Here is a 21,796-nt window from a genome sequence, read left to right as displayed (position 1 = left end):
TAAATGGTCATTGGTCATTGGTCATTGGTAAAGATAAAATAACGAACAACGAACGACTGACAACGAAAAAAACTTGTTATGGAATTAAAAGCGCGTGATTGAGGCTGAAGTTCATTTATCATTACATAACTTCTTGCGATCGCAAGCAGGTTTCCCTTCCTGGCATCATCATTTGACAATGGCTAGGTTGGTAGCACGTGCTTTGCGATTAGGACGTAGTGCTTTAATTCAGGTAGGGGCAGTTTGTGGACATCAAGGACGATATCGCACCAGTTTTATCGCTTCTGCTTTAATGTGGCACGGTTCTGTAATTATTGTCGCTTCGGAAACTGTCCAGCAACGGTTGTTAAAGGTAGAAATTCCCCGACTCCAGCAATGGCTACCAGCGAATAAACCCATTAGAACCGGTGACTTTTGGCCAAGTCCTGATTTTCAGGGTTTACTGTTGACTTCTCCTGAAGCTTGGTTAAAGGGACAATTTGCTGATAACAATCCATTTCCGGCGAATATTCCCACAATTATTGATGGCGTTGACGATTTAGAAGATTGGGTGCGTTCTGGGCTGACTCAAAGCATTGAAACCCATGATTGGGATCAATTAATGCTGGCTTATCCCTATCAAGCAGATTTAATTCGGGAAGTGAGGGTAGAACTAACATATAAATTATTTCAGCACCCCGAAAATCCCTATCATTGTTATCTGATTTCCCAGCCAGAAATTGATATTTTACAAGATTTATATTTAGCTTTAGATAAAAATCATCTTCCCGATGCTTGGCGAAAATTTTGGCAACAATTCCCCAATTTGGAAGATTCTTCTTCTCCTACTTTATTTTGGGCGACAATTTCCCGTCGTCAAGGTTTATTTTCTCTACATTATGCTCCCCTGGAATTGGGTAAAATCCTCGCCCCAATTTGGCAACGTCAACCTGTAGTATTAATTGGTAGTTCCTTAGAACCGGAAACGGAAGCACCTCTTTTCCGTCAACGCTTGGGTTTAGAAGATGTTACTTGCTTGAAATTTGCTGCCGATAGTCAAGGGGAAGCAATTCAACTTTATGTTCCGTATAAGTTACCTTTACCAAATACACCGGAATTTCAACCAGCTTTAATTCATCAAGTTCGCACATTGGTATGTTTGAGTGCAACCGCACCAGGAATGACAGTAATATTAATTGGAGATGTACCCCTAAAAGCCAGAGTGGGAGCAATTTTAGCTTCGGAATTTGGTTCACGGGTACAGGTGGAAAAAACTTGTTTAGATGAAAATGGGATTTTGATTACTGGTTGGGAATTTTGGCGGGAAAATCAAAGTGTTTTACCATCACCCAGATTGTTAATTATTGCAACTTTACCTTTACCATCCTTGGAAAATCCTTTGGTAGCTGGTAGAGTGGCTCATTATAAGCGATCGCACCAAGACTGGTTTCGGTTATACTTACTGCCCACAGCCATGAATGAATTACAAAGAGCGATCGCACCCGTCCGCGAAAATCAAGGTATAGTAGCATTACTCGACAGTCGTGTCGTTAACCGCAGCTATGGTGTACAAATCCTTTCCTCTCTTAGTCCCCTAGCCCGTTTGAACTATCTCGATCCTAGTCTGTTTTCTACCAATAATGAAGATGATTCCGCTTAATTAACTTCCCTGCCAAATTTCTATTAGAATTTAAAATAAACTCAAAAACAAACTAAATTATCGAATTATGGGTGAAGCAAAACGCCGTAAAAACTCACTCGGAGAAGACTACGGACAAGACACTACAAAAATCTTACCTTGGGTTCCCATCACAAAAACCCAAGCCTCACAATTTGTAGCTATCACCACTCGTGGTGCATGGATTGGTATTGGATGTATGGTATTTGCTTGGGTAATCATCCGCTTTATCGGTCCCGCTTTCGGTTGGTGGGAAATTGTTGGGTAATTTACAAATTAAGATCCCCGACTTCTTTTTGATTTGTTAATCATATTATGAATTTAGCTCAGAAGTCGGGGATCTGGGTATTATGATAATTAGTTGTAAAGTTCTTAATTCTTAATAAAAAATGCTCTTACATTTAAGCACTTGGCCGGAAGTTGAAACCTATCTACAACAATCTCAAGGAATTATTTTACCCATTGGTTCAACAGAACAACATGGACCAACAGGATTAATTGGGACTGATGCGATTTGTGCAGAATCCATATCCAAAGGTGTTGGTGAAGCAACTCAAGCAATGGTAGCGCCAACAATTAATGTCGGTATGGCATTACATCATACTGCTTTTCCCGGCACAATTAGTTTACGTCCCAGCACATTAATTTTAGTAATAAAAGATTATTTAACTTGTTTAGTCAAAGCTGGTTTTACCAAATTCTATTTTATTAATGGACATGGGGGAAATATCGCTACCCTCAAAGCAGCTTTTTCGGAAACTTACGCTCATTTAGAAGATTTACAAATTCCCAATTCCGCAAAAGTGCAATGTCAAATTGGTAATTGGTTTATGGGTGGTTCCGTTTACAAACTTGCCAAAGAATTATATGGTAATCAAGAAGGTTCTCACGCTACCCCCAGCGAAGTAGCTGTTACCCAATATATTTATCCAGAAGCAATTAAAAAAGCACATCTTTCTCCAGAAGTTGCTAGTGGACATAAAATCTATAGTTCCGTTGATTTTCGTTCTCGTTATCCAGATGGTCGCATGGGTTCAAATCCAGATTTAGCAACCCCAGAACACGGTAAGCAGTTTTATGATTTGTCTGTGGAAGAATTGAGCAAAGGGTATTTAGAATTTATGAAAGAGGAATAAATGAAAGTCCCTATGTAATACATTTATCAGAAGGAGCTATAACCAATTCTATTCTTCTCAAAGATGTCATAATTAAACTGTTAAACACTTTAGATAAGAAAAGGAGTAAAAGATATGGATGAAGAATTGCAAGATAGCGATGTCATTGAGAAAGATGAAGATACTGCTGAAGAAGAAAGAGATGATAACGGAGGTTTATATCCTTATCATCCAAATACAGCAGACATTGACATTCGAGAAGAACCGCAAACAATTTTTGAGTTAATGAGAAAATATGATAATGGTAAACTGATTATTGATCCTGATTTTCAACGTAATCTAGTTTGGAAACCAGAACAAAAAAGTAAATTTATTGAATCAGTTATCCTTAACTTTCCCTTACCTCCTTGGTATGTTAATCAAACCGTAGAAGGTAAATATATTATTGTAGATGGTTTACAACGAACATCAACTTTACATGAGTTTGTTAATGATGAATTTAAACTAAAAGGTTTAGAAGCTTTAACGGATTTGAATGGATATAATTTTTCAGGACTCAAAAAACTCCCCGGTGACTATCAAACCAGAATAGAAGATAAAAAACTTAATATATACTTGATCAGACCTTCTGTACCAGCTAAAGTTGTTTATGATATTTTTAATAGAATCAATACTGGTGGTACAAAACTTGAACGTCAAGAAGTTAGAAATTGTATATTTTCGGGAAAATCTACTCAACTACTCAAAGAATTATCAGAAACAGACTATTTCAAAAGAGCTATTGATTATGGAATATCTGCTACAAGAATGAAAGATAGAGAAGTTATTTTGCGCTATTTAGCGTTTAGAATTTTTGATTATGAAAAAGAATATCAGAATGATTTAAGTGATTTTGTTGAAAATGCAATGAAAAAGATCAATTTGATGCAAAATGAAGAAATAGATGCTTTAAAAAATGATTTCAAGAGAGTTATGAATTTGACTTTTGAGTTTTTTGGTAATAAAAATTTCCGTTTACCCGCAGGAAAAAGCAGAGGAAGAATAAATATTGCTATTTTTGAATCTGTTTCTTATTTCTTTTCTGTAAATAACGATCAATTCCTGGAAGATAATAAAAAATCTATTCAAGATAATTTTGATAAATTGCTAGAAAATAAAGAATATATTAATGCAGTTAAATATGGTACAAATAGCAGGAAAAAAGTCCTTGTTAGATTTAAATTAGCACAAGAAATTTTAGGGGATGTATAGGTATGCTAACTCAAATTGAATTAGAAAATTTCAAATGCTTTAAAGAAAGAATAGCTTTTCCGTTAGGACAATTAACACTGCTTACAGGAATAAATGGATGTGGTAAATCAACACTGCTTCAGTCTTTACTATTAATGCGACAATCTATTGATCATAATGAAAATACTGATCAAATTTTGCTAAATGGTAATAGTGTAAGTTTAAATAGTTTTAATGATGTTAGAAATATAAACAATTCTAGAAATGAAGACATTATTTTGCAATATTGTTACAATAAATTAGTTGAAATTTATGATACAAGTAATCCTAATAAGTATACTAAATTCAACATAAGTGGAGATGCTAAATACTTTTTGAGTGAAAATTCAGAAGATGACATGGTAGGGAAAATTAAGAAAATTCAATTTTACGATGAATTAGAATTAAATTTTTTGCAAGATGAGCATATTAATAAAAGTGATTTATATAAAATAATTTCTATTTATGAACCTCAATTAAGTAATTTTTTAAGCAAATTTATAGTTCATTATAATATTAATATTATAGATAAAAATAATAATACAAATTCATATAATGGAGGTACTCTTATAAATAATTTAATACCTGAACAACATTATCTTATGGTTGATAATATTGATAATATATATCAGGAAATAGCATCAGAGTGGTTACATAAATCTTTAAACTTTAGTCATATTCACTATATCTCCGCAGACCGTCTGGGTCCTCAAGAATATTATTTAAAATCTACCATCAACAAATTTCCTAATGTGGGTGCAAAAGGTGAATTTACAGTTAACTTACTCTATAAAAAAAGAGATGATTTAGTTAATGAAAAACTATGCTTAGGTGAAGATGCAAAAACACTAGCTACCCAAACCGAAGAATGGCTGAACGAAATATTTAATGGCGCAAAAGTTGAAGTTCCCAGTTCTGAAAGTAATATCCTCGAACTTTTATTTAATACTAGCACATCAAAAGACCGTTTTAGACCAGCTAATGTGGGATTTGGATATAGTTACATTTTACCAATTGTTGTTTCAGGTTTGATTGCTAAAGAAGGAGAAATATTAATAGTCGAAAATCCTGAAGCACATTTACATCCCAAAGCACAATCACGACTAGCTAAATTTTTAGCTAAAGTGAGTAGTTGTGGTGTACAAGTTTTTATTGAATCCCATAGTGATCATATTTTAAATGCCTTGCGAATCGCTGTTCTTGATGATATTATTACTCATGAAGACTTAAGTATCTTATATTTTCAACAAAATCCAGAACAGCCAGTTGTGCAAATTCCTGTCCAACCTAATGGGGGAATTGAAGAATGGCCAGAAGGATTTTTTGACCAAATGGATAAAGATTTTGCACGACTTTTCGGGATGTAAAAAATGGAAATATTTATTAATGAGGTGTCTCTAGAGGGTCAGTATCTTAACGAAGCAGAATTTCGAGATGCAGTGAAAACATTCACTGCTATTTTTCTATTAATTAATGAAAAAATTCAAAAGAAGAAGCTTTACAAAGGAGAAAGTGCTATATTTATTAAATATAAAGCGATTAGAGGTTTTAACTTTCATACCAGTTTGAATCTACTTAAAGATAAATCTTTAAAAACAGCTTTTATTAATATAGTTTTTAATAAATCAAATCCCCAAGAATGGTGTACCGAACAATTACATTCTTCAGAAGATTTATTTGATTGTTTAATTAGTGATGATAATTGTAAAAATGTGAATGATACTTCATTAGCTGAAGTTACAGAAAGAAAATTACAAAATCCTGACAGTGAATATTTATTAATTAATTTTGCAAATTCTAGTTTTAGAATAGCGCACCCCAATATCAAAAATAATTGTCTAATTACTATTATTAAAAATAATGATGAAATCAATCTGATATGTTTAGATGGTATAGACAGTAAATTAGCTCTGGAATTTTGGTTAGAACATAAGCTAAATGTAAGTCAATTAGAATATTCTTTTGATAGCACAAAATCACCAACGGATAAACAGACAATTTTACGAGATACCACAAGATTTAAAAAAACAGCCAATAAATGTCAAGCAAGAGTTATTTACCTTGAATCAAATACAGAACGCTATTGGTATGTAGATAATTTACATTATGGTCAAGCTTCTCATTTAGAAGTTTTTGATAAAACAGGTAAAAATCATCTTGGAGAAGCAGACTTAGACGGGAATATTAATTATTCTAAAAGCGATTCAGATAAAACTATAGATGTTTGAATGTTAGCAGTTGCGAAAACAGAAACTAAAATCCTCTACATCCTTTAATCGGTGCAAATCCTGATTCAGACAATTAATTTGAAAATTATAATCTTGATAAATAAAAACTCTATATATATGGACGCACACTTTCCCACGCTTACCATTAGCATACCCAAAACTCGGAACACTGTCAAGCCCCTTAGCTGAAATCACCAAAACTCGTTGAATTATTGATAAAATTCTCAATAATAATGAGAATAGACCCATTGTAATTGAGAAAGGCCTTTTTTACTCAAGACTAAAATATCCCGACTATTATATCCCCGACTTCTTAGAGAAGTCGGGGATATAAACCGTAAGCTTAATCAGCACTTAAATAAATCTGAACTATAGACAATAGTATCTTAACTTTTGACTGATATTCTTGATGCCATTATCTGCAATTTTCTGTAACCAGATTATCTTTGTTTAAGCTAAATCTGCATAAAAAATATGGTACTTACTACAGTCCGCTTTTCCCAATTTAATGCTTCTCTAAACCGCAACACGGATGGTCAGTTAGTAACTGATTTATCTACTCCTAACAACGCTCAAGCAAAAACCGTTGCCGAAATTATTCAACGCAACAACCCAGATGTATTACTAATTAACGAATTTGACTATTCCCCCGCAGCAGTAAATCTTTTTCGAGAAAACTATCTGCAAATCAGTCAAAATGGTGCGACACCAATTAATTATCCCTACTTTTATATTGCTCCTTCTAATACTGGAATTGCTTCCGGTTTTGACTTAAATAATAATGGTGCAACAGTTACAACTCCAGGCGCAACCGGATACGGTGATGATGCCTTTGGCTTTGGGAACTTCCCTGGTCAGTTTGGAATGTTGTTGCTTTCTAAATATCCTATTGATACAGCTAACGTCCGCACCTTCCAAAATTTTCTGTGGAAGGATATGCCAGGAAACTTATTAACAAATGACCCAACTGTAGATAATTCCGCAACTTCAATAAATGAGAACTTAAACGGTTTTTATTCACCTGAAGAAATTAACGTTCTCCGCTTATCTTCTAAAAGTCATTGGGATGTACCAATTACAGTAAATGGGGAAACAGTTCATGTTCTGGTTAGTCACCCCACACCACCCACTTTTGACGCAACTGAAGACCGCAACGGTAAGCGCAATAGTGATGAAATCCGCTTTTGGGCAGATTATATTACCCCAACCAAAGGTGATTACATCTATGATGATGGCGGTAAAAAGGGTAATCTTGCCGCTGGTTCAAGCTTTGTCATCATGGGTGATCAAAATGCTGACCCCTTAGATGGTGACAGTTATAACAATGCAATTCGCCAACTGTTACTAAATCCCAGTATCAATACAAATGTTATCCCCACCAGTTTAGGCGCTCCTCAACAGGCAACTTCACAAGGTCAGGCAAATAACAATCACAAGGGTAATTTTGCTTTCGACACCGCAGACTTTGCTGATACTGCACCGGGAAATCTGAGAACAGACTATGTACTTCCTTCCTCTGACTTACAAATTAGTAAATCAGAAGTGTATTGGCCTAGCAATACTGATGCAAATTTCCCATTAGTAGGAACTTTTAACTCTAGTCTTCCTGGTGGTTTCCCTAGTTCTGACCATCGGTTAGTGTATGCAGATGTGCAAGTTGGTGTAACAGAAGCAGGAAAAACGGCTGTTAGTGCTGGATTTAAAGGACAAACTATTTTCAATACCGGTTTTGTTCCCTCTGGCGCTGCCGGAACAGTAAATGGTCAACAAGTTGCGTTGGGTGGATTGTCCGGTGTAACTTACGATGCGGTAAATAATCGCTATTATGCCATTTCCGATGATCGCTCATCCAATGCCCGTTTTTATACCTTCACTCTTGACCCTGTTACTAATGCGGTAACTTTTACCAACGTTGTCCAACTCAAGGATATTAATGGTAATCCTTTTGCAACTAATAGCTTAGATCCAGAAGGTATTGCTTTAACCAGCAATGGGACAGTTTTAATCTCCTCAGAAGGAGAAGTTAGACCAGATTTAGGTGCAAGTCGCGTCACCAATCCTTTCATTAAAGAGTTTAATCTGACTACAGGACAGGAAATTCGTTCTTTAGCAGTACCCAAGAAATTCCTCCCAGTTGTCCAAGATACTAACAACAACAATGTTGTTGATACTGGTGATACTCAAACTTCAGGGGTGCGTAACAACTTAGCCTTTGAAAGTTTAAGCATTACACCTGACCAGAAAACCCTATTCACAGCTACAGAAAGCGCCCTATTTCAAGATGGTGCAATTTCTACAACTACCACAGGCGCTCGTTCTCGGATTATTCAATACAATTTGGTGACAGGACAACCAGAAAAAGAATATCTGTATGTTACCGATCCTATTGCTAAAGCCCCTACAGGTGGAACTGCGGCTGATAACGGTTTGGTAGATTTATTAGCAATTGATAATCGTGGCACATTATTAGCCCTAGAGCGCTCCTTTGCTGTCGGACAAGGAAACACGATCAAAATCTATGAAATCACCCTCCAAGGGGCAACAGACATTAATACAGTTGATTCCTTGAGTAGTCTCAATGCTAATCAACTAGCCGCAATTCAACCTACTCAAAAACGTCTGTTATTAAATCTTGATACCCTGAATTTGCCCAATAGTGACGGCAATCATCCCACAGGTACAGATAATATTGAAGGTCTGGCATTTGGTCCAAAATTGGCAGATGGTACACAATCCATTGTTTTGGTGAGTGATAACAACTTCAGCGGCACCCAATTTACGCAAATCTTCACCTTGAGTGCAGATGTAGTTCCCACTGCTACCCCAATTGTAGAAACCCGTCCCGCGCTTTTAGATGATGGTAGTTTACCATTTAGTCAAAGAGCCGATGCGGATGATCCAGCAATTTATGTTAATGCTACAGATTCTAGCAAGAGTCTGGTTTTAACCAGTGTCAAAAATGGCGGTTTGCGAATTTATGATTTAGCTGGAAACTTGTTGCAAACCATTAATCCTAGTAATCCAGATATTCGTTACAACAACGTTGATTTGCAATATGGATTTACATTAGGTGGTCAAAAAGTTGATATTGCTGTGGCAAGCGATAGAAATAATGATAAACTAGCGATCTTCAAAATTAACCCCAACAGTGCTAATGGTAATTATTTAGAAAATATTACCGATAGCAATGCTGCCACAATTTTCCAAAGTGTACCTTTCGCTACTCCTTATTCTGCATCTACTCGCAGTGCTTATGGATTAGCAATCTATCGCAGTCCCGTCACCAACGATTATTACGTCTTCACCAGTCGTCGCCAAACTGGAGATATAGCTCAACTCAAATTAGTAGACAAAGGCAACGGTAAAATCGGTTATGAGGTAGTTCGTAGCTTCACCATTCCCTCACCAACCACAGCAGGTGCTTCAGCCCAAACAGAAGGCATGGTAGCAGACCAAGAAACAGGATTTCTGTACATTGGTCAAGAAGATGTGGGGATTTGGAAATTCGACGCTGAACCCAATGGTGGTTCAACAGGTAAATTAATTGAGAAAGTCAAAGCTGAAGGAGGCAAAAACCTCACCAATGATGTTGAAGGCTTGACAATTTATTACGGTAAAAACGGTACAGGCTACCTGTTAGCATCCAGTCAGGGAGATAACACCTTTGCAACATATACCCGTGAAGGCAACAACGACTTTTTAGGCAGATTTGCAGTTGGTAACAATGGCGGAATTGACAGCGTTCAAGAATCCGACGGTGCAGATGTTATTAATCTGCCCTTGGGTCCCAATTTCCCTAATGGTGTATTTATCACCCAAGACGGTGCAAATGACCCCGCCACCATTGTTAATGGGGAGAACATCAGCAGCAACTTTAAATTAGTACCTTGGGAAAATATTGCTAATGCTTTACCCAACCCCCTGAAAATAGACACCACAAGTTACGACCCTCGTAACCCCGTCCCCCAACCACGACTAACTAATTACGAATTTACCAACCTCCCCAAATTAGGAACAACTACCAAAGGTCAAGATATCTTCTTAGGTGGTTTCTCAGGGTTGTATTTCCAAGGTATTGCATCTAATGGTAATCTCCAGTTTGTGACTCACACCGACAGAGGACCAAATGGCGACCCCACAGGTGCTAATCGTCCCTTCTATTTACCAGATTTTCAACCAGAAATAGTCAGTTTTGAGCTTAACAAACAAATAGGTGCAATTACCATCACCAAGAGAACAGGACTATTTGAAAAAGATGGAACAACCCGATTAACCGGACTTCCCAACCTACAAGCAGGGGCAAATGGTACAGCATACACCGATGAAGTTGCGGTTAATTTGGATGGTCAAGTCATAGCTAACAAGGCATTGGGGGCTGATTTAGAGGGGATAGTTATTGCCCCAAACGGTGATTATTGGCTGGTAGATGAATACCGTCCCGCAATTTATAACTTTGATGTTAACGGTAAACTACTTAACCGTTTTATTCCCCAAGGAACAGCCACAGCACCTGAACCAGACGCAGCCGCAGGAACTTTTGGCACAGAGGTATTACCCGCAGTTTATGGTCAACGTCGCAATAATCGCGGTTTTGAAGCCGTAGCTTTAGAGGGTAGTAAACTTTACGCCTTTATTCAAAGTGCCATTGACAACCCAGACAACGCTGGTGATACAACTTCCAGAAATTCCCGTAATTTGAGAATTTTGGAATTTGACATTATTTCCAAACAAGTAACTGGGGAATATCTCTATTTGCTGGATAACATCACTGCTGCTGGTAACGCCAAAACTGATAAATTAGGTGATGCGGTTTCCTTGGGTAATGGTAAATTTGCCGTTGTGGAACGGGATGATTTAGGAACAAATGTCTCCAACAAATTGATTTATCAAATTAATTTAACGGGTGCTACCAACATCAATAATCCTGCTAATTTCACCTTACCTGCTGGTAAAACTATTGAACAACTCACACCAGCCGAATTAACCACTGCTAAAATTACCCCAGTTAGCAAAAGTTTAATTGCCAATGCTGCCCAACTTGGTTATACAGGTGTGGAAAAATTAGAAGGTTTAGCATTAGTTTCACCCAACACCCTAGCATTAATTAATGATAACGACTTCAACGTTACTGGTAATTCACCTTTGGAGAAATTGGGAATTTTAGAACTACCCTATAACATCGCTAGTGTTGATTTAGAATTAAGTCAAACTGTTGATGCCACTCAGCCAGTCATAGGGGGACAAGTAACCTTCAATTTGACCCTTTTTAATCACAGCCCACTTGTGGCTAACGGCATTAAAGTCACAGATTTGTTACCACAACCATTTACCTTCATCTCTGCAACACCGGAACAGGGAACTTACAACAGTCAAACCGGTGTGTGGGAAGTGGGAGAAATTGCTGGTAATGTTACCCGCACCCTGAAACTCACGGCTAAAGTGACTCAAAGTGGGGCATTAACCAACAAGGCAGAAATTACCGCCCAAAATCAACCTGACTTTGATTCTGGTGCTGGTAATAACAACGCCCAAGAAGATGATCAAAGTTCAACTACCCTAAATATTGCTTCTAATATGGTGACAATCAAAGGTTTTGCTTCTTTACCTGCCGATACCTTCGCTGCTGGACCTGCTGCGGGTGCAGCCGTAACTAATCCTACCAATGGACGGACTACCCCCTTTCCTGGTCAACCAGTGCAAGGTTTTAGTGGTGTCCAATTTGCTCCTAATGGTGGTGGTTCTGTCTTTTGGTTCTTAGCAGATAACGGTTTTGGGGCAAAAAATAACAGTGCTGATTTCCTCCTGCGACTTTACCAAGTTGACCCCAATTTTGCGGGTACAGAAAACGGTAATGGCAGTGTAGCGCTTCAAAACTTTATTCAATTGTCTGACCCCAATAAATTAATCCCCTTTGATATTGTCAATAAAAATACGGTGAAGCGGGAACTCACCGGGGCTGACTTTGATGTAGAGTCCTTTGTGATTGATGCTAAAGGCGATATTTGGGTCGGTGATGAATTTGGAACTTACCTACTACATTTCAATAGCAATGGTGTTTTATTAGATGCACCCTTCGCCACTCCTAACCTTGTTAAACTAAATACCCTCAACGGTCAAGCCCCCATTGTCATTGGCCATCGTGGTGCTAGTGGTGAACTACCAGAACATACAATAGAAGCTTACCGCCTGGCAATTTTGCGCGGTGCAGACTTCATTGAACCAGATTTGGTATCCACTAAGGATGGGGTATTAATTGCCCGTCATGAACCTAACCTGATTAACACCACCGATGTAGCTAGTCGTCCCGAATTTGCTAGTCGGAAAACTACTAAGATAGTAGATGGTGTTGCTGAAGAAGGTTTCTTTGCTTCAGATTTTACCTTGGCAGAAATTAAAACTCTGCGGGCTGTAATGCCTCAAGGTTTCCGAGATCAGGTATACAATGGTCTTCTCCAAGTTCCTACCCTGGGCGAAATTATTGATTTGGTGAAAGAGGTTGAGGTACAAACTGGTAAGAAAATCGGTATTTACCCTGAAACTAAACACCCCACCTATCACGATAACTTGGGTTTGTCTCTGGAAGAAAAACTGATTGACACCCTCAAAGCCAAAGGATTTACTGATCCCAAACGGATTTTTATTCAGTCCTTTGAAGTCAGCAATCTCAAGGATTTAAACAATACCATCATGCCGACTGCTGGTGTGAATCTGCCCTTAGTGCAATTGCTTGATGCCTACGATGTCGCTAATGATGGAACATTGTTGTATCAAGATGTTAATGCTCGTCCCTATGATTTCACTGTTAAGGGAGATACTCGCACCTATGGAGATTTATTAACTCCTGCTGGTTTGAAAGAAATTGCTGCCTACGCTGATGGTATTGGACCCTGGAAACGGCAGATTGTTTCTGTGAAAACAGTTGATAACAATAATGATGGTAAACCTGACGATCTGAATAACGATGGTGTGATTAACGATGCGGATAAAGTTACCCTAGCACCCACCAGCTTAGTTAGTGATGCCCACAAAGAGGGTTTGGTTGTCCATCCTTACACCTTCCGCAATGAAAGCCGTTCTCTAGCATCAGATTACAATAACAATCCTGAGTTGGAGTACCGTCAGTTCATTAGTTTGGGTGTAGATGGTTACTTTACTGACTTCCCAGGGACAGGAGACTTAGTTCGGGATCAAATTACGGCGAATCAAGTCCGATCGCCCCAAAATCCCACTGTTCTCTCTACTCCTAAATTTGATACCCTCACAGGCAAAGCCCCCATCGTCATCGGTCACCGGGGTGCAAGTGGTGAACGTCCAGAACATACCCTAGCATCCTACAAATTAGCGATCGCTCAAGGTGCAGATTTCGTTGAACCCGATTTAGTGGTAACAAAAGATGGTGTCTTAATTGCCCGTCATGAACCCATGTTAGCAGTCGGCGTTCTCAATACTGATGGCACAATTCAACGAGATGCTAATGGTAAGCCAGTTATCAATACTACTGATACGAGTACGGATGTTTACTTACGGGATAAGTTTGCCGATCGCCTGAAAATCAAAAATTTAGATGGTCGCAATGTCGTCGGTTGGTTTGCTGAAGACTTTACCCTGGCAGAAGTTAAGGAACTGAATGCGATTGAACGGATTCCTGCTTTGCGTGGTACTACTTTCGATCAAGATGGATTGAAAGTACCAACCCTGAAAGAAGTCATTGATTTGGTGAAACAAGTCGAACTAGAAACAGGTCGCAAAATCGGTATTTATCCTGAAACCAAACATCCTACTTTCTTTCAACAGCAAGGTATCAATACTAGCCAAATTTTAGCAGACACCCTCAAAGCTGAGAACTTTACCGACCCATCTCGGATCTTCATTCAATCCTTTGAAGTTGCCAACCTCAAGGCGCTGAAAAACACCATCATGCCCACCGCAGGGATTGATATTCCTCTGGTGCAATTGTTTGGTGGTTCAGGTCAACCTTATGACTTTGTAGTTGCTGGTGATACCCGCACCTATACCAATTTGTCCACCCCCGCAGGTTTAGCCGAAATTGCTACCTACGCTAAAGGAATTGGTCCTAATAAACAGCGGATTATTCCTCAGTTGACAGTGGATGCCAATAAGGATGGACAGCCTGATGATCTCAATGGTGATGGACAAATCAGTGATGGCGATCGCATTTTAGGCGCTCCTACAACCCTCATTCAAGATGCCCACAAAGCAGGTTTAATCGTTCACCTCTACACCTTGCGGAATGACAGTTTCTTCCTCCCCGCAGATTATAAAGGCGACCCCGGTGCAGAATTCCGTAAATTCATTGATTTGGGTGTAGACGGCTTTTTTACCGATTTTCCAAAAACCGGGCGTTCTGTCTTAGTAAATAATTACCTGGCTGGTACAGGCTACGCTAATCCCAACGGGAATTTAAATACTCCTTACTTCAATAATTCCCCAGAATACTTTGCTCCTAATCAACCCTACTACGGCGACCTCGTAACAGCCAATTTGAACCGCTCCCAAGGCTTTGAAGGCATGGCATTTAGCCCTGACCGTCAAACCCTCTATCCGATGTTGGAAGGAACTGTTGTCGGCGATCCTGCTGGTTCTGTACGGATTTATAAATTCGATGTAGCCAGTGAAAGCTACCAAGGATTGGTAGGACGTTATCAATTAGCCAGTACCAGTAATGCGATCGGTGATTTCACTCCCATCAATAACAACGAGTTCCTAATTATTGAACGCGATAATAACCAAGGTACTACAGCCGCTTTCAAGAAGATATTCAAAGTTGATTTCAGCAAGATTGATGCTAATGGCTTTGTTTCCAAAGAGGAAGTCGCAGACCTCCTAAATATCCAAGATGCTAAGGATCTCAATGGTGATGGCAAAACTACATACAATATGCCTTTCCAAACCATTGAAGATGTGTTGGTAATTGATAGCAAAACCATTTTGGTGGCAAACGATAACAACTATCCCTTCTCCATTGGTCGTCCTCCAGGAATTGACAACAATGAGATGGTGGTCTTGGAACTAGACAAACCTCTTGCCCTTGATCCCCGTCTAGGTCTATCTGCGTCTATAGCAGAAGCTACCCAATATGTGGCGGGGACAACTGGTAAAGATGATTTGTTTGTCAGTGGTGGCACTGATGGCATCAATGACACCATCTTCACTGGCGCAGGTGATGACACTGTTGATACTGTCTTGGGTGCAAGTTCTCCCTTTGCTGGTAACAATATCGTTGATTCGGGTAGCGGTGATGATACGATCTTTGTGAATAAGGGCGATCGCACTTTCGGTAGTGATGGCAATGACACCTTTGATGCTAGAGATGGTCAAGGTGGCAACCGCATATCTGGTGGTGTGGGTGATGATACCTTCTACTTAGGTAGCAATGACCGGGCTTTGGGTGGTGATGGTAAAGATATCTTCAGAGTTAGTCTTGGTGGTGGTAACTTAATTTCCGGTGGTGCCGGCGCTGACCAATTCTGGATTGTCAATGCTGAATTACCCTCTTCGGCTAATACCGTGCTTGACTTCCAACTGGGTACGGATGTTATCGGTATTCAAGGTGCTGTTAGCTTAGGTATTACCACATCAACATTGAAGTTAAATCAAGTTGGTGGAGATACTGCGATTGTCTTCAACAATCAAACCTTAGCTACTCTGACTGGGATTCAAGCCAGTAGTTTGAGTTTGACAGATTCTAAACAGTTTGTCTTTGCTTAGAATCTAATTCTCCCGTAGGGGTTTAGCGCAATGCGTTAAGCCCTGACGGGGCAAAATCTCTGTAGTTTGGTTTGCATTTTTTTGATCGAAAACTGCTGTAAGACCTGAGTTCGATGTAAATAAAAAGTCTAAAAGTACGTAACAGCAACAGTTCTGTCAATAAGTATTGGTTATTGAGAATTAAAGCCCACGCCAAAAAGTTCTCAAAAAATTAATTTTTTGAAATGTATTTACTATTAGGTAATATTGATATTTAATTGGTAATTAAGCTAATAAAACTGGTAAGGTTTCAATTTCATTTTCATCAAATCTTAAAGAAGGTTTTTTAGGTTGCCAAGTATAAGCTATTATTGCAGCAACAACATTAACCATGAAATTAGTAACACTTCGATGTCGAGAATGAGCAAGTTGTGAAATATTTTTGAGTTGGTCATTAACAGTTTCAATTAAAGAGCGTTTTCGGAGCATTAATTTCTCCTCCAGGGACAAGAGCTTATTCCGCATATTTTTCTTGAAAGGAGTGATTAATTTGAGTCCATTAGACCAAAGTTCAAGCCAGAGTTTTTGAGAAATATATCCTTTGTCTCCAAATATTTTCCCAAATAAGTTCTTAGTCAAAGTGGGAACAGGTTTTCGGTCATCTGTATTTCCAGGAGTAATTTGAAACGCAAGTAACTCTCCTTGATCATTAATAATCAAATGAAGTTTAAACCCAAAATACCAACAAATAGAACTTTTCCCCCAGCCAGCTAAATCTTTAAAGACCTTATTTGTCTTGGCTCTTTTAGAATGACAAATGGGAATAGAGGTACTATCAATAAAACTTATACCTGTATTGAGTCCTTTTCGTGTATTCAGATAATACATCAAGGGAATTAAAGCATTTGGCATTAATTCAACAAATCTTTGATAACTCACTAAATTGGGAAATTCACCTTGGCAATATTTGAAGATATGTTTCAGGTAATAATCTTTAAAATTGCGGTAACTAGAGCGATGAAAATACACAATTATTGTCATAATTTCACTTAGACATAATCGGCTGGGTCTAATTCTTTTTTTTATTTGGGATGGGATAAGTTGAGCTTGAAATATTGGCTCAAAATAGGTACAAAAATCATCAATTTCACAGAAAATAGTTTCTAATTCCATGAGTTATAATCATTAATTTTCTTTAATTAAACCTCTTCTATTGTCCCTAATCTGAGGTACTTTGAGTTTGTATTCAAATAGTATTCGTAATATAAATTTAGATTTTGTTATGAAAATTTACTTAAATCTAGGCTGGTTTCCTATTAATTCTCAATAATTAAGGCTTATTGAGAATATAGGCTCTTTCCAGAAAAGCCTCTAACCCTTTTGAATACTCATTTTTAGCTGGTTTTCTTACATCGAACTCAGGTTGTAAGAGGTTGTTTGAAAAGTATTATATGAAACCCATAATCTCCAAAAACCTAACCCCCCTACCCCCCTTCCCTACAAGGGAATGGGGGTTTTAAAGCCTCTCCCCTTGCAGGGGAGAGGTTTGGAGAGGGGTCAGTTTATACATTAAAAACTTTTCAAACATCCTCTTAGAAGTGTAATCAATCTCAGGAATCTGGGTTATTTTGTAATCACAACAGTGACAAACAGAGATTCCTAGGTCGGGCTTCGCTATCGCTCCTAATCTCAAAGCAAGTTATTGTATTGTAAAATAGGAAATATGAATTGAGTTTGTAATTAGGAATATACTATGACTATAGAACGCTGGAATGACGAAATGCTTGATGAATTAGCATCAAGTGTAAGTGAATTAAGAGAAAGTATGACTGAGGTTAAAGATGGTATAGATGGTTTAAGAATAACTGCTCAAGCTTTGTTACAATTGGCTGCTCAAAATCAACAAAATATAGAATTAATAAAAGAAAGACAGGCTGAAAGTGATCAGAGATTTAATGTTATACTTGAGGAAGTTCGCTATTTAATTCGAGGTAATCAAGCGAGCTAGGGATTGAGTATTACATGGAACACTAATGGTAAGTTTAAACGTACTTCAGGAAGAAGGGCTGCACCATCGAACAGAGCATCTAAGGTTTGAATCATAACTTTTTCCTATACTGCATTACTACCATTATATCGCCTTCAATCTCCTTGTTAAAAAGCGAACTGCTTGCAGCAGTGCTTGCGCTATCGCATCCCATCATCCCCCAAAACAGCGAACTGCTTGCAGCAGCGCTTCGCTATCGCACCTCCCATCATCCCCTACAACAGCGAGCCTATTTAGTTGAGGATGATAATGTTACGAGCGGCTGAGTAATAACTTTTCTGTTTTTAGCTACCTGTTTTTTTCTTAAATCTTGACAAATTTCATGCAAATCATAGTTAAAAGATTTAGCGTGTTCTTCTCGGATTTTGTAAATTTCTTCTAATACTTCATCTTTCCACATATTTAATCTCCCATAAGTTCATAAGGTGTACAAATCGTTGGTAGTTCATATCCAGATTGAATACTAATTTGTGAGAGTTTTTTCTGGATTTGTGCATTGGCAATATGTTTACAGTTCCATGTTAACAAATAATCTACTTTATAAACAGTGGCTAAGGCAATATGCAAGGCATCATCAGATGCTTTAGGAGGAAGATTGCTTTTTGTCAGAAATTGCTGGGCTAATTCTTCCACTGCTTCATTGAGTGCTAATAATGGTAACTCACTTATTAGATCCAGTCGTTTAGTAGCTATTTCTTGATCTCCTCTGGCTAATTCTTCTAGAACTACTTCCGAAATATATAGAGTAAAATTTTCCCGACGAGTATCCCACCAATTTTGTGTAATTACTGAATTTGAAGCAGTAATTAGATTAGTGCTTGGTCTAATTGTTAGATAGCCAATAATACTGGTATCAAGATATAGACTTTCAATCATTATTAAATATTTAAAAAAATTATTTATTATTTTACTATATGATTGCTACAAACAACCGATCGCATCCCACATCCCCAAAAATGGTACATCCCACATCCCAAAAGCGAACTGCTTGCAGCAGCGCTTCGCTATCGCACTTCCCACATTCCCAAAAAGCGAACTGACAAGTCAGCGCTTGCGCTGTCACAAATTAAATTCCTGTCAGACTATAATAAAATCAAGGGATAATCTACTAAATAATAGCCTTGGTGATGACTAAAAAAGAAAAACTATGGCAAAAAGCTAAAAATAGTCCAGAAAATCTAACTTTTGATGAATTTGAAACTCTCCTCATTCAGAATGGGTGGGAATTTAGTCGTCAAAAAGGAAGTCATCGTTTATGGTATTCACCGAGTGGCAAACCTTTACCAATTCAACCTCGTAAAGATGGAAAAGCAAAACTCTATCAAATTCAGCAGTTCTTTGAATATCAAGAGGGAAATCAGTAATGACTTTAAATAATTATAATTTTAATGGCTTTACAATTAATTTATATATTGATGAACAAGGAGATTGGTTAGCACATTTCCAAGAAATACCTAACATTTCAGCTTTTGGTGATACTCCCGAAGAAGCTTTGCAAGAACTAAAATTAGCCTGGGAGTTAGTGAAGGAAGATTATCAACAAAAGGGTAAAGAAATTCCCTTTGCTCCTGTGCGTAGAAAACTGTACTCTTCATGAAGCGATTCCTGCGGAGCGCTTCGCTATTGCATCCAACATCCCCTACAACAGCGAACTGCTTGCAGCAGCGCTTACGCTATCGCACCTCCCACATCCCCTCACATCCCCTACCCTAAAACAGCGAACTGCTTGCAGCAGCGCTTACGCTATCGCATTCCCATATCCCCAAAAATGGTACATCCCATATCCCCAAAGCGAACTGCTTGCAGCAGCGCTTCGCTATCGCCCTCTCATATTCACAAAACGGTTTCCCAGGAGCGATCGCTCTATTTAATAAATATGATTAATCTCAAGCATCTGGGTTATTTTGTAACCATTGTTCTAAATCAGTAACAGAAGAAAAATCTAACAGAGCCTCACCCAATAATTCTAATTTATCAATTGTTAATCTACGAATTGAGTCAATCAAGGATAATTCAATTTCACCAACTCGCCGATTTATTTGTCGTATAATTAGCTGTTGCTCTCCCCGTTCCATAGCTAGTTGTTCTGTTGGGCTAATTAAAGGCATTTTTCTTTCCTCCTCAAAATGTTTAATTTTAGTGACCAATCCTGCTTGTAATTGTTTAGGTAAAGTCATCATTGTGTCGATGATTTTAAATAACTTAATAACCTTCTCTTTTGTGAAGCCCCGGTCATAAAGTCCTCTAATTAATATCCATTTCCATTGCTCCCTTTCTGCTAAATTACTGGTGGTGGCTTTAGTCTTTAAATGCGCCATGACTATGATAGCAAAGGGATTATCGCTCCTTTCTAGTTCATCCCACTTTGATTCATAATCAAGGATTTTAGCTATGGGGAATTTTAAATTTAATTCACAATCCAACATAGCTCTATTATAACTATTTGGTCGCCAACTAGGACTTGTATCACCTAAAATTGCTACACTTACTACAAATTGGTGATAAAGGTCGAAGGCTCGGTAATTATAAATGTACATCCGTTCTTCAAAGTTGACATCATATTGACTCTGAATTTCTATGTGGATTAAAATCCATACTTGAGTTTGATCTAATAACCAAACTTTATACAGTTTATCGGTAATTCGGTTTTTGGTTTCTCCTGAAGCTGTAATTTCTTGCAGTTCTTTATCTAAAGATTCAGGGGTTTTTGTCCAATCAATTGCTTGATGGGCTACAGGAAAGAAAAATGCTAGGAAGCTTTCAAAATATTCATTTAATGCTTCTTTCCATGATTGATCATAATTTGCTGTTACTTCACTCATTTTATCTCTATATTAGAGGGTGTTTGAAAAGTTATGGTTGATGTATCAAATATTTTTTACCCCACCCTAACCCTCCCCTTGTAAAGGGGAGGGAACTGGATTTTTATTGTTTCCCCCCTTTACAAGGGGGGACTAAGGGGGGTAGTAATGTGATGAAAATTACGGAATACCACTTTTCAAACATCCTCTTACAAAGAAGGGAACAGGTAACGGATAGTATGTTAATTTTGTGTGTTTTGGAGCGATGCCTGCGGCGAGCAAAGCTATCGCCATTTCTAATGTGATCATTAGACATCTCCGAAAATTAAATATGCGTGACATGAAACCCCTGTAGAGACGTTCCATGGAACGTCTCTACAATCTTTACCGGAGATGTCTATTTATTTCTCCTGTAACTTCAAATTATTTCTATTTTAGACCCAAACAAGCGATTCCTAGGTCGCGCTTCGCTATCGCTCCCCCATATTCCCAAAAGGCGAACTGACAAGTTAGGACTTGTGCGATACCTGCGGCAAACGGAGCGATCGCCATGCTACCACAGAGTCTCTGTTTATACAGATTTACTAAAAATATATTCTAGCACCAGCTAATTTAAATACAACATATTTTCATGTCAACCTACTCAGGTAGGATTTTCGAGGAAAAATTTTCAATATCTAACTTTTGGTAGATGCCAGACTTTTGTATACTCAATATTATCTTTTTGCTACAGCTACGCGCGAAAAGCAGTTAATTACCATATATTTTTATGACATCTACACCTGTCAATAGTTCTCTTACCGATAATTTGTATCTAAATCAGGCTTTATTACCAGCATTAGAACAGGTAGAACTGCATCTAAAGGATTTTGCGAACAGTGAAGAGTTTATTGCAAAGATGCAATAGCGTAAGCGCTGCTGCAAGCAGTTCGCCCTGTTAATAGGTTACAGTGTTTAGCCTTGACAAAAAT

16 protein-coding genes are annotated in these 21,796 nt (G+C 38.1%); 11 read left to right on the top strand and 5 right to left on the bottom strand.

Annotation, left to right across the window (positions count from 1 at the left end):
- Positions 1-94 precede the first annotated feature (94 nt).
- The 7 genes from AN486_RS00530 (at position 95) to AN486_RS00500 (ending at position 15,998) form a co-directional block, all read left to right on the top strand.
- Positions 95-1,639, top strand: coding sequence for an ATP-dependent DNA helicase (locus tag AN486_RS00530; protein ID WP_290598605.1), 1,545 nt, complete (start codon positions 95-97; stop codon positions 1,637-1,639).
- A 67-nt stretch (positions 1,640-1,706) separates the two neighbouring features.
- Positions 1,707-1,925 (top strand): DUF2839 domain-containing protein, encoded by a 219-nt coding sequence (locus AN486_RS00525; RefSeq protein ID WP_168635553.1) that lies wholly within the window; start codon positions 1,707-1,709, stop codon positions 1,923-1,925.
- Between the two features lie 121 nt (positions 1,926-2,046).
- Entirely contained in the window at positions 2,047-2,793 is a 747-nt protein-coding gene (locus AN486_RS00520) for a creatininase family protein (RefSeq protein ID WP_168635552.1), read from the top strand.
- A gap of 114 nt (positions 2,794-2,907) precedes the next feature.
- Complete coding sequence (locus AN486_RS00515; RefSeq protein WP_290598601.1) at positions 2,908-4,023, top strand: DUF262 domain-containing protein; 1,116 nt, start codon at positions 2,908-2,910, stop codon at positions 4,021-4,023.
- A 2-nt stretch (positions 4,024-4,025) separates the two neighbouring features.
- Complete coding sequence (locus tag AN486_RS00510; RefSeq protein ID WP_053540401.1) at positions 4,026-5,408, top strand: DUF3696 domain-containing protein; 1,383 nt, start codon at positions 4,026-4,028, stop codon at positions 5,406-5,408.
- A 3-nt stretch (positions 5,409-5,411) separates the two neighbouring features.
- Positions 5,412-6,269: a hypothetical protein gene (locus tag AN486_RS00505; protein WP_199924306.1), complete on the top strand. Its 858-nt coding sequence runs from the start codon at positions 5,412-5,414 to the stop codon at positions 6,267-6,269.
- A 474-nt stretch (positions 6,270-6,743) separates the two neighbouring features.
- Positions 6,744-15,998, top strand: coding sequence for a phytase (locus AN486_RS00500; protein WP_290598598.1), 9,255 nt, complete (start codon positions 6,744-6,746; stop codon positions 15,996-15,998).
- Positions 15,999-16,262: 264 nt separating this feature from the next.
- On the opposite strand, the gene AN486_RS00495 is transcribed toward AN486_RS00500, so the two are convergent.
- The gene (locus AN486_RS00495) at positions 16,263-17,150 is read right to left on the bottom strand and encodes an IS982 family transposase (protein WP_168634808.1); all 888 of its coding nucleotides are present in this window, start codon (positions 17,148-17,150) and stop codon (positions 16,263-16,265) included.
- A gap of 580 nt (positions 17,151-17,730) precedes the next feature.
- Here AN486_RS00495 and AN486_RS00490 point away from each other — a divergent pair.
- Complete coding sequence (locus tag AN486_RS00490; RefSeq protein WP_168636592.1) at positions 17,731-17,985, top strand: hypothetical protein; 255 nt, start codon at positions 17,731-17,733, stop codon at positions 17,983-17,985.
- A gap of 268 nt (positions 17,986-18,253) precedes the next feature.
- On the opposite strand, the gene AN486_RS00485 is transcribed toward AN486_RS00490, so the two are convergent.
- From AN486_RS00485 to AN486_RS00475, 3 genes are read right to left on the bottom strand one after another with little or no spacing between them, the layout of a single operon-like run.
- Positions 18,254-18,424, bottom strand: coding sequence for a hypothetical protein (locus AN486_RS00485; RefSeq protein WP_168204483.1), 171 nt, complete (start codon positions 18,422-18,424; stop codon positions 18,254-18,256).
- A gap of 2 nt (positions 18,425-18,426) precedes the next feature.
- A complete protein-coding gene (locus tag AN486_RS00480) occupies positions 18,427-18,900 on the bottom strand; it encodes a type II toxin-antitoxin system VapC family toxin (RefSeq protein ID WP_015079758.1) in 474 nt (157 codons plus the stop codon).
- A 34-nt stretch (positions 18,901-18,934) separates the two neighbouring features.
- A complete protein-coding gene (locus tag AN486_RS00475; protein WP_158310516.1) occupies positions 18,935-19,087 on the bottom strand; it encodes a hypothetical protein in 153 nt (50 codons plus the stop codon).
- Positions 19,088-19,151: 64 nt separating this feature from the next.
- Between AN486_RS00475 and AN486_RS00470 the strand changes: the two genes are divergently transcribed.
- Together AN486_RS00470 and AN486_RS00465 are read left to right on the top strand one after the other, a co-directional pair.
- A complete protein-coding gene (locus tag AN486_RS00470) occupies positions 19,152-19,388 on the top strand; it encodes a type II toxin-antitoxin system HicA family toxin (protein WP_015079757.1) in 237 nt (78 codons plus the stop codon).
- Complete coding sequence (locus AN486_RS00465) at positions 19,388-19,621, top strand: type II toxin-antitoxin system HicB family antitoxin (protein ID WP_015079756.1); 234 nt, start codon at positions 19,388-19,390, stop codon at positions 19,619-19,621. The genes AN486_RS00470 and AN486_RS00465 overlap by 1 nt, the downstream gene beginning before the upstream one ends.
- Before the next feature lie 289 nt (positions 19,622-19,910).
- Here AN486_RS00465 and AN486_RS00460 read toward each other — a convergent pair whose 3' ends face one another.
- The gene (locus AN486_RS00460; protein WP_290598584.1) at positions 19,911-20,846 is read right to left on the bottom strand and encodes a DUF4351 domain-containing protein; all 936 of its coding nucleotides are present in this window, start codon (positions 20,844-20,846) and stop codon (positions 19,911-19,913) included.
- Between the two features lie 748 nt (positions 20,847-21,594).
- Between AN486_RS00460 and AN486_RS00455 the strand changes: the two genes are divergently transcribed.
- Entirely contained in the window at positions 21,595-21,732 is a 138-nt protein-coding gene (locus tag AN486_RS00455) for a hypothetical protein (protein ID WP_290598582.1), read from the top strand.
- Positions 21,733-21,796 lie beyond the last annotated feature (64 nt).

This window comes from Anabaena sp. AL93 (assembly GCF_001672085.1).
Lineage (GTDB): Bacteria > Cyanobacteriota > Cyanobacteriia > Cyanobacteriales > Nostocaceae > Dolichospermum > Dolichospermum heterosporum.
Note: the sequence above shows the minus strand (reverse complement) of the source record. Positions and strands in the feature narration are given on the sequence as shown.

Bases quoted from the DNA above. Each gene is read 5' to 3' on its own strand.
- AN486_RS00525 (WP_168635553.1), top strand. From the start codon at position 1,707: ATGGGTGAAGCAAAACGCCGTAAAAACTCACTCGGAGAAGACTACGGA.
- AN486_RS00520 (WP_168635552.1), top strand. From the start codon at position 2,047: ATGCTCTTACATTTAAGCACTTGGCCGGAAGTTGAAACCTATCTACAA.
- AN486_RS00515 (WP_290598601.1), top strand. From the start codon at position 2,908: ATGGATGAAGAATTGCAAGATAGCGATGTCATTGAGAAAGATGAAGAT.
- AN486_RS00510 (WP_053540401.1), top strand. From the start codon at position 4,026: ATGCTAACTCAAATTGAATTAGAAAATTTCAAATGCTTTAAAGAAAGA.
- AN486_RS00505 (WP_199924306.1), top strand. From the start codon at position 5,412: ATGGAAATATTTATTAATGAGGTGTCTCTAGAGGGTCAGTATCTTAAC.
- AN486_RS00500 (WP_290598598.1), top strand. From the start codon at position 6,744: ATGGTACTTACTACAGTCCGCTTTTCCCAATTTAATGCTTCTCTAAAC.
- AN486_RS00495 (WP_168634808.1), bottom strand. From the start codon at position 17,150: ATGGAATTAGAAACTATTTTCTGTGAAATTGATGATTTTTGTACCTAT.
- AN486_RS00490 (WP_168636592.1), top strand. From the start codon at position 17,731: ATGACTATAGAACGCTGGAATGACGAAATGCTTGATGAATTAGCATCA.
- AN486_RS00485 (WP_168204483.1), bottom strand. From the start codon at position 18,424: ATGTGGAAAGATGAAGTATTAGAAGAAATTTACAAAATCCGAGAAGAA.
- AN486_RS00480 (WP_015079758.1), bottom strand. From the start codon at position 18,900: ATGATTGAAAGTCTATATCTTGATACCAGTATTATTGGCTATCTAACA.
- AN486_RS00470 (WP_015079757.1), top strand. From the start codon at position 19,152: ATGACTAAAAAAGAAAAACTATGGCAAAAAGCTAAAAATAGTCCAGAA.
- AN486_RS00465 (WP_015079756.1), top strand. From the start codon at position 19,388: ATGACTTTAAATAATTATAATTTTAATGGCTTTACAATTAATTTATAT.
- AN486_RS00460 (WP_290598584.1), bottom strand. From the start codon at position 20,846: ATGAGTGAAGTAACAGCAAATTATGATCAATCATGGAAAGAAGCATTA.
- AN486_RS00455 (WP_290598582.1), top strand. From the start codon at position 21,595: ATGACATCTACACCTGTCAATAGTTCTCTTACCGATAATTTGTATCTA.